At 71.1% G+C, this 13,225-nt stretch carries 9 protein-coding genes; 7 read left to right on the top strand and 2 right to left on the bottom strand.

Annotated features, from left to right (window positions below; genetic code table 11):
• The first annotated feature begins 48 nt into the window (after nucleotides 1-48).
• A complete protein-coding gene (gene ftsY, locus ACZ7M7_RS33845) occupies nucleotides 49-1,260 on the top strand; it encodes a signal recognition particle-docking protein FtsY (RefSeq protein ID WP_383607411.1) in 1,212 nt (403 codons plus the stop codon).
• Between the two features lie 127 nt (nucleotides 1,261-1,387).
• Here ftsY and ACZ7M7_RS33840 read toward each other — a convergent pair whose 3' ends face one another.
• A complete protein-coding gene (locus tag ACZ7M7_RS33840; RefSeq protein ID WP_383628521.1) occupies nucleotides 1,388-2,044 on the bottom strand; it encodes a bifunctional DNA primase/polymerase in 657 nt (218 codons plus the stop codon).
• A gap of 458 nt (nucleotides 2,045-2,502) precedes the next feature.
• Here ACZ7M7_RS33840 and nsdA point away from each other — a divergent pair, with 458 nt between their 5' ends.
• The 6 genes from nsdA to ftsH all read left to right on the top strand — a co-directional run bounded on the left by nsdA (nucleotide 2,503) and on the right by ftsH (nucleotide 12,193).
• A complete protein-coding gene (nsdA, locus tag ACZ7M7_RS33835) occupies nucleotides 2,503-3,996 on the top strand; it encodes a transcriptional repressor NsdA (protein ID WP_472123622.1) in 1,494 nt (497 codons plus the stop codon).
• A gap of 338 nt (nucleotides 3,997-4,334) precedes the next feature.
• On the top strand, nucleotides 4,335-5,681 hold the full coding sequence (locus ACZ7M7_RS33830; RefSeq protein ID WP_383607408.1) for an ammonium transporter: 1,347 nt from the start codon (nucleotides 4,335-4,337) through the stop codon (nucleotides 5,679-5,681).
• A complete protein-coding gene (locus ACZ7M7_RS33825) occupies nucleotides 5,678-6,016 on the top strand; it encodes a P-II family nitrogen regulator (protein WP_003997576.1) in 339 nt (112 codons plus the stop codon). The genes ACZ7M7_RS33830 and ACZ7M7_RS33825 overlap by 4 nt, the downstream gene beginning before the upstream one ends.
• A 28-nt stretch (nucleotides 6,017-6,044) precedes the next feature.
• On the top strand, nucleotides 6,045-8,492 hold the full coding sequence (locus ACZ7M7_RS33820) for a [protein-PII] uridylyltransferase (protein WP_472123619.1): 2,448 nt from the start codon (nucleotides 6,045-6,047) through the stop codon (nucleotides 8,490-8,492).
• Between the two features lie 84 nt (nucleotides 8,493-8,576).
• The gene (gene ffh / locus ACZ7M7_RS33815) at nucleotides 8,577-10,127 is read left to right on the top strand and encodes a signal recognition particle protein (RefSeq protein WP_383607406.1); all 1,551 of its coding nucleotides are present in this window, start codon (nucleotides 8,577-8,579) and stop codon (nucleotides 10,125-10,127) included.
• A 128-nt stretch (nucleotides 10,128-10,255) separates the two neighbouring features.
• Nucleotides 10,256-12,193 (top strand): ATP-dependent zinc metalloprotease FtsH, encoded by a 1,938-nt coding sequence (gene ftsH / locus ACZ7M7_RS33810; RefSeq protein ID WP_383607405.1) that lies wholly within the window; start codon nucleotides 10,256-10,258, stop codon nucleotides 12,191-12,193.
• A gap of 3 nt (nucleotides 12,194-12,196) precedes the next feature.
• Here ftsH and ACZ7M7_RS33805 read toward each other — a convergent pair whose 3' ends face one another.
• Nucleotides 12,197-13,063 carry a type 1 periplasmic-binding domain-containing protein gene (locus ACZ7M7_RS33805; RefSeq protein ID WP_472123616.1) on the bottom strand — a complete coding sequence of 289 codons (867 nt, stop codon included), beginning with the start codon at nucleotides 13,061-13,063 and terminating at the stop codon, nucleotides 12,197-12,199.
• Nucleotides 13,064-13,225 lie beyond the last annotated feature (162 nt).

Below are 13,225 nucleotides of genomic sequence, written 5' to 3'. Positions count from 1 at the left end.
ACATCCAGAGCGGTGTCGCCGGGCTCCATGGCCGATACTGGACGGGTTATGGACATCGTCATCCTTGCTGTAGTCATCGCCGTGGTCGTGCTCGGCGCGCTCGGCGGGCTCATCATCGGCAGCCGGCGCAAGAAGCAGCTGCCCCCGCCGCCGCCCGCCGCCCCCGACATCACCGCCCCTCCGGCCGAGCCGCATGTCGGCGACGAGGCCGAGACACCGCGCGACGAAGAGCGCCGGACCATAGAGGAGGTGGATCTTCCCGACGGCTCGACCGGGGTCGCCGTCGAGGAACCGCCCGTCGTCGAAGAGCCCCCGCCGATCGAGATCGAGGTACCGGAGCCCACCGCCGGCCGCCTGATCCGGCTGCGCGCCCGGCTCTCCCGCTCCCAGACCGCCCTCGGCAAGGGGCTGCTCACGCTCCTGTCGCGCGAGCACCTCGACGAGGACACCTGGGAGGAGATCGAGGACACGCTGCTCACCGCCGACGTCGGCGTGCAGCCCACCCAGGAGCTGGTCGAGGGGCTGCGCGAGCGGGTGAAGGTCCTCGGCACCCGCACCCCCGACGAGCTGCGCGGCCTGCTGCGCGAGGAGCTGCTCAAGCTGATCGGCACGGACATGGACCGCGTGGTCAAGACCGAGCCGGAAACCAGCAAGCCCGGCATCGTGATGGTCGTCGGCGTCAACGGCACCGGCAAGACCACCACCACGGGCAAGCTCGCCCGCGTCCTCGTGGCCGACGGCCGCAGCGTTGTGCTGGGCGCCGCCGACACCTTCCGTGCCGCCGCCGCCGACCAGCTGCAGACCTGGGGCGAGCGGGTCGGCGCCTACACCGTGCGCGGGCCGGAGGGCGGCGACCCCGCCTCCGTCGCCTTCGACGCGGTGAAGGAGGGCAAGGAGATGGGGTCGGACGTCGTCCTCATCGACACCGCCGGCCGCCTGCACACCAAGACCGGCCTCATGGACGAGCTCGGCAAGGTCAAGCGGGTCGTCGAGAAGCACGCGCCGCTCGACGAGGTGCTGCTCGTGCTGGACGCGACGACGGGGCAGAACGGCCTGGTCCAGGCCCGTGTCTTCGCCGAGGTCGTCGACATCACCGGCATCGTGCTCACCAAGCTGGACGGCACGGCCAAGGGCGGCATCGTGATCGCGGTCCAGCGCGAGCTGGGCGTGCCGGTGAAGCTGGTCGGACTCGGCGAGGGCGCCGACGACCTGGCGCCGTTCGAGCCGGAGGCGTTCGTGGATGCCCTTATCGGAGAGTGACCTACGAGATTCGTACCTGCTCGATTCGTACCTGCTCGAATCGAAGAAGCGCCCGCCTCCCAAGGTGCAGTTGGGGGACGGGCGCTTCGCTGTGTACGACTGTGACGGTTGTGCCCGTTGGTACGTGCTAGGCCCGCGACCGATGCGCCACGTAGGCCAGCGTCCCGAGCAGCAGTCGCGCGGCGGGTGGCTTCGTGGCCGTGTCCAGCTGGGGGGCCCGCAGCCAGCGCACCGGCCCCAGTCCGCCCCGGTCGGACGGTGGGGCCGTGATGGATGTGCCGGGGCCGAGGCCACGCAGGTCGAGGTGGGTCGGGTCGTCCCAGCCCATGCGGTAGAGGAGCTCGGGGAGCTCGGCGGCGGCGCCGGGGGCGACGAGGAACTGTGCGCGGCCCTCGGGCGTGGCGGTGACCGGGCCGAGGGGGAGACCCATCCGCTCGAGCCGGGCCAGCGCCCGGCGTCCGGCCGGCTCGGCCACCTCGATCACGTCGAACGCCCGGCCGACCGGCAGCATCACCGAGGCACCCGGGAACTCCGACCATGCCTTGGCGACCTCGTCGAGCGTGGCCCCGGCCGGGATCTGCGGCGCGAAGTCGAGGGGGTGTGCGCCGGGCGCGCCGCAGTCGGAGCGGCCGCACGAGCAGGCGCCCGCGGCGGCTCGCGCGCCGGGCGCCACGTCCCAGCCCCACAGCCCGGTGAACTCGGCGACGGCGGTGCACTCCGAGGTGCGGCCGCGTCGACGCGTGCCGGACCGGATCTCCCGGATGCCGCCGATCGTGAAGCCCATGCCCCCTCCAACGGGTCCAGCGCGCCGGTGGTTACGGCGCGAAATCGGAACGTGACCCTGTGTGTTCCTGGGAAGCCGGTTACCCTCCGGCGCCGCTCGGTTCACGCGGCGCTTGGAAGCATCCAGGGTTGTGGACTCGGCGACGCGCGCCTCAGGGTGCTTCGCTCCGCCCACTTCCGGTCGTCCTATGTCAAGTGAATCGCGTGGCGGCGTACGTTAGTTCATTCGAAGGGGTGGCGAATGGTGGCGTTTCCCGGATCGCCATGGCTGGAGGCGTGATCGTAGGATTACCGTGTGTGCACGGACCTTCGGGGCACATGCACTCGTGGGTATGCCGGGGGCAAGTCGGCTTTCCGTTCGAAGGGTGACAACTGCCGGACGGGAGACCGTATTTACCGGCATTCTGATAGGGCTTGGCGCACTCGGTGACAAGTGGTCCAAGGGATGGGGGCGTTCCAGTGAGCGGCAACAGCGGAAGCGGTACGAGCGCCGGTGGCGCAGCGCACGCTGCCAAGAGCCCGAACGAGCTGCTCGCGTCCTGGTTCGTGCGCAGCGGCTGGTCGAAGGGCGAACTGGCCCGCCAAGTGAACCGCCGCGCACGCCAGTTGGGTGCCAACCACATCTCGACCGACACCTCGCGGGTACGCCGCTGGCTCGACGGTGAGAACCCCCGCGAGCCGATCCCGCGGATCCTGTCCGAGCTGTTCTCGGAGCGGTTCGGCTGCGTCGTCTCCGTCGAGGACCTCGGCCTGCGCGCCGCCCGCCAGTCACCCTCCGTGTCCGGGGTCGACCTGCCCTGGACGGGTCCGCAGACGGTGGCCCTGCTCAGCGAGTTCTCGCGCAGCGACCTGATGCTGGCGCGGCGCGGCTTCCTCGGGAGTTCGCTGGCCCTTGCTGCGGGCCCGGCCCTCATCGAACCGATGCAGCGCTGGCTGGTCCCCGCGCCGTCCGCCCCGCGCCAGGAGTCCCGGCCCGTCCCGTCCTCCCGCGCGCGTGGCCGGCTGTCCAAGCCCGAGCTGGACCTGCTGGAGTCCACCACCGTGATGTTCCGGCAGTGGGACGCCCAGTGCGGCGGCGGCCTGCGCCGCAAGGCGGTCGTGGGGCAGCTGCACGAGGTGACCGACCTGCTCCAGGAGCCCCAGCCCGAGGCCACCACCAGGAAGCTGTTCAAGGTCGCCGCCGAGCTGGCGGAGCTGGCCGGCTGGATGTCGTACGACGTGGGACTCCAGCCCACCGCCCAGAAGTACTTCGTCCTTGCGCTGCACGCCGCCAAGGAGGCCGGTGACCGGCCGCTCGGCTCGTACATCCTGTCCAGCATGAGCCGCCAGATGATCCACCTCGGCCGGCCCGACGACGCCCTCGAGCTGATCCACCTCGCGCAGTACGGCAGCCGGGACTGCGCGAGCCCGCGCACCCAGTCGATGCTGTATGCGATGGAGGCCCGCGCCTACGCCAACATGGGCCAGCCCGGCAAGTGCAAGCGGGCGGTCCGGATGGCCGAGGACACCTTCTCCGAGTCCGACGAGTGGGACGAGCCGGACCCCGACTGGATCCGCTTCTTCTCCGAGGCCGAGCTGTACGGCGAGAACTCCCACTCCTACCGCGACCTCGCCTATGTCGCGGGCCGCAGCCCGACGTACGCCTCGCTGGCCGAGCCGGTCATGCAGCAGGCCGTGGACCTGTTCGCGAAGGACGGCGAGCACCAGCGGTCGTATGCGCTGAACCTCATCGGCATGGCCACGGTGCATCTGCTGCGGCGCGAGCCCGAGCAGAGCGCGGTCTACGCCGAGCACGCCATGCAGATCGCCAAAAAGGTGCGCTCCGAGCGCGTCAACACTCGTATTCGAAAGACGGTGGACACGGCCGTACGCGATTTCGGGGATCTCGCCGAGGTCGTGGACCTGACGGACAAGCTCGCCGTGGAGCTGCCGGAGACCGCGGAAGCGGTCTGACGACCGCGGGCGAATCCCGCGAAACCCCAGAACCCCGGCCGCGGCCGGCCCTCCCGAACTGCCCGACTCGGCTCCCCCATGCCAGGTCATCGGAAGGCCGCCCGCGGCCGGTCCTGCGTACCTTCAGTGAAGGTTGCGCCACGATAACGATCCGACAGCCGGAGATCCGGCAGTTCATTGATGCGTAACACGCAAGGCGCCTTCGTCACGGCGGCGAAACAATGAGGGGCTTCCACCGAAACGGCGCTGCGCCAATCTCATGGCGCATAACCGGCCCACCCCTCATTCCGCTCAGGCTTCGCCCGCACGGGGCCGTACCAATCGACGAGGAGACGCCGATGGCATCAGCCGCCATCACGCTTGCGGCGGACGCACCCACGCTGTCGTCCGCCAACACAGGCTTCATGCTCATCTGTTCCGCCCTGGTGATGCTCATGACCCCGGGCCTGGCCTTCTTCTACGGAGGCATGGTCCGCGTCAAAAGCACCCTGAACATGCTGATGATGAGCTTCATCAGCCTGGGAATCGTCACCATCCTGTGGGTGCTGTACGGCTTCTCCATGGCGTTCGGCACCGACTCCGGCAGCCTCATCGGCTGGAACTCGGACTGGGTCGGCCTCAGCAACATCGGCCTGACGCAGCTGTGGGACGGTTACACCATCCCGATCTTCGTCTTCCTGGTCTTCCAGCTGATGTTCGCGATCATCACGCCGGCCCTGATCAGCGGCGCGCTGGCCGACCGCGTGAAATTCACCGCGTGGGCGCTGTTCATCGCCCTGTGGGCCACGGTCGTCTACTTCCCGGTCGCGCACTGGGTATGGGGCGCCGGCGGCTGGGCCTTCGAACTGGGCGTGATCGACTTCGCCGGTGGTACGGCGGTCCACATCAACGCGGGTGCCGCGGCGCTCGGCGTGATCCTCGTCATCGGCAAGCGCGTCGGCTTCAAGAAGGACCCGATGCGTCCGCACAGCCTCCCGCTGGTCATGCTCGGCGCCGGTCTGCTGTGGTTCGGCTGGTTCGGCTTCAACGCGGGCTCGTGGCTCGGCAACGACGACGGCGTCGGCGCGCTGATGTTCGTCAACACGCAGGTCGCCACCGCCGCCGCCATGCTGGCCTGGCTCATCTACGAGAAGATCCGCCACGGCGCGTTCACCACGCTGGGCGCCGCCTCCGGCGCGGTCGCCGGTCTGGTCGCGATCACTCCCGCCGGTGGCGCGGTCAGCCCGCTCGGCGCGATCGCCGTCGGCGCCATCGCCGGTCTGCTGTGCGCCATGGCCGTGGGCCTGAAGTACAAGCTCGGCTACGACGACTCGCTCGACGTCGTCGGTGTCCACCTGGTCGGCGGTGTCGTCGGCTCCCTGCTGATCGGCCTCTTCGCCAGCGGCAAGGGCCAGTCCACGGTCGAGGGCCTCTTCTACGGCGGCGGTCTGACCCAGTTCTGGAAGCAGTGCGCCGGTGTCTTCGCAGTCCTGGCCTACTCGCTGATCGTCTCCGCGCTCCTCGCCTTCATCCTCGACAAGACCATCGGAATGCGGGTCCCCGAGGACGACGAGGTCGCCGGCATCGACCAGGCCGAGCACGCCGAGACCGCATACGACTTCAGTGGCGCCGGTGGCGGTGCCGCCCGTACCGCCGCCGGCCCGGCACCGGCTGCCGCGGCGGCGAGCAAGAAGGTGGACGCATGAAGCTCATCACCGCCGTCGTCAAGCCCCACCGGCTCGACGAGATCAAGGAAGCCCTGCAGGCCTTCGGCGTGCACGGCCTGACGGTCACCGAGGCCAGCGGCTACGGTCGTCAGCGGGGCCACACCGAGGTCTACCGCGGAGCCGAGTACACCGTCGACCTGGTCCCGAAGATCCGCATCGAGGTCCTGGCCGAGGACGACGACGCCGAGCAGCTGATCGACGTCATCGTCAAGGCCGCCCGCACCGGCAAGATCGGTGACGGCAAGGTCTGGTCCCTCCCGGTCGAGACGGCCGTACGGGTCCGCACCGGCGAGCGCGGCCCGGACGCGCTCTGAAGCAGGGCAACAGAACAGGAGTCGCTGGGTGACGGGTACGGACGTTCGTAAGGATGCAGAGGACTCGGGACCCAGCGGCTATGCGGCGGCCCGGCTGCGCCTCCTCACCGAGGGGGCGCGGTCCGGGCCGCCGCGCCGTACCGCCCTCGCCGAACTGACCGACGACTGGCTGACCGGCCTGTTCGCCGCCGGCGCCGAGGGGCTGCGCGGGGTCTCCCTGATCGCCGTCGGCGGTTACGGCCGCGGCGAGCTGTCCCCGCGCAGCGACCTGGACCTGCTCCTGCTGCACGACGGCGGCGACAGCACGGCGGTGGCCGCGCTGGCCGACCGCATCTGGTACCCGGTCTGGGACCTCGGCCTCGCCCTCGACCACTCCGTGCGCACCCCCGCCGAGGCCCGCAAGACGGCCGGCGAGGACCTCAAGGTCCAGCTGGGCCTGCTGGACGCCCGGCACATCGCGGGCGACCTGGGACTCACGGCCGGGCTGCGGACGGCGGTCCTGGCCGACTGGCGCAACCAGGCGCCCAGGCGGCTGCCCGAACTCCAGGAGCTGTCCGCCGAGCGCGCCGAGCGGCAGGGCGAGTTGCAGTACCTCCTGGAACCCGACCTCAAGGAAGCCCGCGGTGGCCTGCGGGACGCCACCATCCTGCGCGCCGTCGCCGCCTCCTGGCTGGCCGACGCCCCGCGCGAGGGCCTCGACGACGCCCGGCGCCGACTGCTCGACGTGCGGGACGCCCTGCACCTGACCACCGGGCGCGCTACCGACCGGCTCGCACTGCAGGAGCAGGATCAGGTCGCCGCCGAGCTCGGTCTGCTCGACGCCGACACCCTGCTGCGGCAGGTGTACGAGGCGGCGCGGGTCATCTCGTATGCGAGTGATGTCACTTGGCGTGAAGTGGGGCGTGTACTGCGCTCGCGCGCCGTGCGGCCCCGTCTGCGCGCCATGCTGGGTAGTGGGAAGCCGACCACCGAGCGCTCCCCGCTGGCCGAGGGCGTGGTCGAGCAGGACGGGGAAGTGGTGCTCGCCCGCGCCGCGCGCCCCGAACGCGACCCCGTGCTCCCGCTGCGCGCCGCGGCCGCCGCCGCGCAGGCAGGACTCCCGCTCTCCCTGCACGCCGTTCGGCGCATGGCTGCCACCGTCCGCCCGCTGCCCACGCCCTGGCCTGCCGAGGCGCGCGAGCAACTGGTCACCCTGCTCGGATCCGGCAACCCCACCGTCGACGTCTGGGAGGCGCTGGAGGCCGAGGGGCTGATCACCCGCCTGCTGCCCGACTGGGAGCGGGTCCGCTGCCGTCCGCAGCGCAACGCCGTGCACATCTGGACCGTCGACCGGCATCTGATCGAGACGGCCGTGCGCGCCTCCGAGTTCACCCGCCGCGTCCACCGCCCCGACCTGCTCCTGGTCGCCGCACTGCTGCACGACATCGGCAAGGGCTGGCCCGGCGACCACTCGGTGGCCGGCGAGATCATCGCCAGGGACGTGGCCGGGCGCATCGGCTTCGACCGCGACGACGTGACCGTGCTCGCCACCCTCGTACGCCATCACCTGCTCCTCGTGGACACGGCCACCCGGCGCGACCTGGAGGACCCGGCCACCGTGCGCTCGGTCGCCGAGGCCGTCGGCTCGCAGGGCACGCTGGAGCTGCTGCACGCCCTGACCGAGGCGGACGCCATGGCCACCGGTCCGGCGGCCTGGTCGTCGTGGCGCGGATCCCTGGTCGCCGACCTGGTGAAACGGGTCGCGGCCGTACTCGCCGGGGACGACCCCGACGAGCCCGAGGCCACCGCGCCGACCGCCGAGCAGGAGCGGCTCGCCCTGGAGGCGATCGCCACCGGAAGCCCGGTGCTGGCGCTGCGCGCGCAGACCGAGCCGCCGACCGAGGAGCAGCCTGCCGGCGACCCCGAGCCGCTCGGCGTGGAGCTCCTCATCGCCGTACCGGACCAGCCGGGCGTGCTGCCGGCGGTGGCGGGCGTCCTGGCGATGCACCGACTGACCGTCCGCACCGCGGAACTGCGCGCTCTGGATCTCCCGGTCGGCGTCGAGGGCTCCGTCCTGCTGCTGAACTGGCGGGTCGCCGCTGAGTACGGCTCCCTGCCGCAGGCCGCCCGACTGCGCGCCGACCTCGTACGCGCCCTGGACGGCTCACTGGACATCGCGGGCCGTCTCGCCGAGCGGGACGCGGCGTACCCGCGCCGCCGGGGCGTGGTGGCGCCGCCACCGAGGGTGTCCGTCCACCCGGCCGCCTCCCGGCTGGCCACGGTGATCGAGGTACGGGCCCAGGACGCCCCCGGGCTGCTGTTCCGGATCGGCCGGGCGCTGGAGGACGCGAGCGTGCGGGTGCGCAGCGCCCATGTCAGCACCCTGGGCGCCAACGCCGTCGACGCGTTCTATGTCACAGGGCCGGAGGGGGCGCCGCTGCCCAGGGAAGAGGCGGCATCCGTGGCCCGCAAGCTGGAGGAGACATTGCGGGGCTGAACGGGGGATCCCGGCAACCTGTGCCGCCGGGATACCCTGGAGGGCGATTGCCAGCCGCCACCGACCCCGAGGACCGCGAGCGCCGTGTTCGATACTCTTTCCGATCGCCTCTCAGCGACTTTCAAGAACCTGCGCGGCAAGGGACGGCTCTCCGAGGCGGACATCGACGCGACCGCGCGCGAGATCCGCATCGCCCTCCTCGAAGCGGACGTGGCGCTGCCCGTCGTCCGCACGTTCATCAAGAACGTCAAGGAGCGCGCGCTCGGCGTAGAGGTCTCCAAGGCGCTGAACCCGGCCCAGCAGGTCCTGAAGATCGTCAACGACGAACTCGTGACGATCCTCGGCGGCGAGACCCGCCGTCTGCGGTTCGCCAAGCAGCCGCCCACCGTGATCATGCTGGCCGGTCTGCAGGGTGCCGGTAAGACCACCCTCGCGGGCAAGCTCGCCCACTGGCTGAAGGAGCAGGGCCACTCGCCGCTGCTCGTGGCCTGTGACCTCCAGCGCCCGAACGCCGTGAACCAGCTGAGCGTCGTCGCCGAGCGCGCCGGCGTCGCGGTCTACGCGCCCGAGCCGGGCAACGGCGTGGGTGACCCGGTCAAGGTCGCCAAGGACTCCATCGAGCACGCCAAGGCCAAGGTCCACGACATCGTGATCGTGGACACCGCCGGCCGCCTGGGCATCGACCAGGAGATGATGCAGCAGGCCGCCGACATCCGGGACGCGGTCTCGCCGGACGAGATCCTGTTCGTCGTCGACGCGATGATCGGTCAGGACGCGGTCAACACCGCCGAGGCCTTCCGTGACGGCGTCGGCTTCGACGGCGTGGTGCTCTCCAAGCTCGACGGTGACGCCCGCGGTGGCGCGGCCCTGTCCATCCGGCAGATCACCGGCAAGCCGATCATGTTCGCGTCGAACGGCGAGAAGCTCGACGAGTTCGACGCCTTTCACCCGGACCGGATGGCCTCCCGCATCCTCGACATGGGTGACCTGCTCACCCTGATCGAGCAGGCGGAGAAGACGTTCGACCAGGCCGAAGCCCAGAAGATGGCCGAGAAGCTGGCCTCCAAGAAGGGCCAGGACTTCACCCTCGACGACTTCTTGGCCCAGATGGAGCAGGTCAGGAAGATGGGCTCCATCTCCAAGCTGCTCGGCATGCTCCCGGGCATGGGCCAGATCAAGGACCAGATCAACAACCTCGACGAGCGGGACGTCGACCGCACGGCCGCGATCATCAAGTCGATGACCCCGGCCGAGCGCCAGGAACCGACGATCATCAACGGCTCGCGGCGCGCCCGTATCGCCCGCGGTTCCGGTGTCGAGGTCGGCGCGGTCAAGAACCTCGTCGAGCGGTTCTTCGAGGCCCGCAAGATGATGTCCCGCATGGCGCAGGGCGGCGGCATGCCGGGGATGCCGGGGATGCCGGGCATGGGTGGCGGTCCCGGCCGGACGAAGAAGCAGCCGAAGAAGGCCAAGGGCAAGCAGCGCTCCGGCAACCCGATGAAGCGCAAGCAGCAGGAGCAGGAGGAGGCCGCCCGCCGGGCCGCCGCCGCTGAGGGCGGCGCCTTCGGGCTGCCGGGCCAGCAGGCCGGGCAGGACTTCGAGCTGCCGGACGAGTTCAAGAAGTTCATGGGCTGACGGTTCGTTTCGTACGGCTGACTCGTCCCGTACGGCCATCCCGTCTCCTGCGTCACTGGGGGCGCCCCTCGCTCTGGGGGGCGCCCCCAGCGCATGCCACGGCTCGGTATCTGCCGTAACGTCCAGATATGAGCAATGCCGCGCCGCCGCGCAAGGCTCCTGACCAGCCGTGGCGCACCGAGGGCACGCCGGACGAGCCGCCCGGGCGCCCCCGCGGTCGACGGATGCGCGGTCGCTGGTGGGGCCTGCTCCTCACCGCGGTGATCGTCTTCCTGCTCGCCTACGTGGGGCTGACCTATCTCGACCGGGGCAACGAGCCGACGATCTCGTACACGGAGTTCAGCAGGCAGGTCGACGCCGGCAACGTCTCCAAGATCTACTCCAAGGGCGACGCGATCCAGGGCGAACTCAAGAGCGCCCGGGACAACCCCGACGGAGACGGCGACTACACCAAGTTCAAGACCCAGCGCCCCGCCTTCGCGGACGACGAGCTCTGGCAGGACCTGAGCAGCCGCGATGTGACGGTGACCGCCGAGCCGGTCGTGCGGGAGCGCGGCGTCCTGTCCAACCTGCTCTTCTCCCTGATCCCGATCGTGCTTCTGCTCGCCGTCTGGATCTTCGTCGCCCGGCGGATGGGCGCCGGCCTCGGCGGCGCGGGCGGCATGCTCGGCCGCAAGGCGCCCCCGAAACCGGTGGAGCTCCAGCCGGGCACGGAGCGCACGACCTTCGCCGACGTCGCCGGCATCGACGAGGTCAAGGGCGAGCTGGACGACGTCGTCGACTTCCTGGAGCATCCCGACGCCTACCGCAGGATGGGAGCGAAGATGCCGCGCGGCGTGCTGCTGGCGGGCCCGCCCGGCACCGGCAAGACCCTGCTGGCCCGCGCGGTGGCGGGCGAGGCGGGCGTGCCGTTCTTCTCCGCCTCCGCCTCCGAGTTCATCGAGATGATCGTGGGTGTCGGCGCCTCCCGCGTCCGGGAACTGTTCGCCGAGGCCCGCAAGGTGGCACCGTCGATCATCTTCATCGACGAGATCGACACCATCGGACGGATGCGCGGCGGCGGGGCGTCGGTGAGCGGCCACGACGAGCGCGAGCAGACGCTGAACCAGATCCTCACGGAGATGGACGGCTTCTCCGGCTCCGAGGGCGTGATCGTCATCGCGGCGACGAACCGGGCCGACATCCTGGACCCGGCGCTGACCCGGCCCGGCCGCTTCGACCGGGTCGTCAACGTCGCACCGCCGGACCGCGGCGGACGCGAGGCCATCCTGCGCATCCACACCCGCGAGATCCCGCTCGCCGAGGACGTGGACCTGGCCCAGCTGGCCCGCACCACCCCGGGCATGACAGGCGCGGATCTGGCCAACCTCGCCAACGAGGCCGCGCTCCTCGCCGTCAAGCGCAAGCAGGACCAGGTGACCCAGCCGGACCTGTCCGAGGCCCTGGAGAAGGTGCAACTGGGCGCCGAGCGCACCCTGGTGATGCCCGAGGAGGACCGCCGGCGCACCGCGTACCACGAGAGCGGACACGCCCTCCTCGGCATGCTGCAGCCGGGCGCCGACCCCGTACGCAAGATCACCATCGTGCCCCGCGGCCGGGCGCTCGGGGTGACGATGTCGACCCCCGAGGTGGAGCGGTACGCGCACTCGGAGGGGTACCTGCGCGGGCGGATCATCGGTGCCCTGGGCGGCATGGCGGCGGAACAGGTGGTCTACGAGGTCGTCACCACGGGTGCGGAGAACGACCTCGAACAGGTCAGCAACATCGCGCGCGCCATGGTCGCCCGCTGGGGCATGAGCGAGCGCGTGGGCCGGCTGTCCGCCCTGCCCAGCGACGCCCAGCAGGCGTACGGGCTCGCGGCAGCCCCGCAGACCCTCGACGTGATCGACGCCGAGATGCGCCGGATCGTCGACGAGTGCTACGAGGAGGCCTGCCGCAAACTCCAGGACCACCGCGGGCAGTTGAACGCCCTGGCCGAGGCGCTGCTGGAGAACGAGACGCTGGAGGAGGCCGAGGCGTACCGGATCGCCGGGATCACGCGGCTGAAGAAGGACGACGCCCAGTAGGGCTCAGGGCACGCGGGCGATCAGGTACCGGAACACGTTCGGCATCCATACCGTGCCGTCCTGCCGCAGGTGCGGATGCAGCGCCTCCGTCACCTCCTTGTCCACCTGAGCCTGGTCGGTCGCCGCGATCGCCGCGTCGAACAGCCCCGTCGACAGCAGCCCCCGTACGGCACTGTCGACGTCCGCGTACCCGAACGGGCAGGCCACCCGCCCGGAACCGTCGGGCCTGAGGCCCGCGCGCTGGGCGACCTCCTCCAGGTCGTCGCGCAGGGCGGGGCGCCAACTGCCCGTACTGCGCAGGGGATCGGCCAGCTTGGTGGCCACCCGCAACACGGACGACGTGGCGCAGCGCTCCGGCGGGCCCCAGCCGGCGAGCACCACGGGCGCCCCCCGCTCGGCGAGCGGCGTCACGGCCGCGAGCGCCTCACCGAGCCCTTCCGAGTCACCCGCCAGGCACCCGATGGGCTCGAACGCGGTCACCAGGGTGTACGCGGGCGTCCGCGCGTCGGCCGCGGCGGCCAGGTCGCCGGGCGAGCCGTCCACGAGCCGGGCCTCGCCCTGCGCGCGCGTGCCCCACGCCTCGGGCAGCAGCCGCTGCCGCGCGAGGGCCAGCCGTTCGTGGGAGGAGGACTCGACACCGGTGACGGCCGCGCCTCTGGACGCCGCCATCAGCAGGGCGAGGCCGCTGCCGCAGCCCAGACCCAGCAGCCGGGTGCCGGCGCCCACTTCCACTCGCTCGTAGACGGCCTCGTAGAGCGGAACCAGCATCCGCTCCTGGATCTCGGACCAGTCACGCGCGCGTGCACTCGGGTTCACGCGGGGCGTCGCGCCCGCATGAGGTGGGTGCTGCCGCACGAGCGTAGGTGTCATCTAAAGCGCCCCAATCGCCGTGAGTTGCCGCTGTACCTGATTCCGTGGCCCCCGTGACATGCGCTCACATCCCCCCGTATGCCAGGAAACTCCGCACCCGTCGTTGCGTCCAGGGGTCGCGGAGCCCGGCTTGTGAGATCCCTGCGTCCGTGGCCAAAATTC

This window comes from Streptomyces sp. NPDC111606, assembly GCF_055656945.1.
This window is presented reverse-complemented; position numbering and strand designations above follow the sequence as displayed.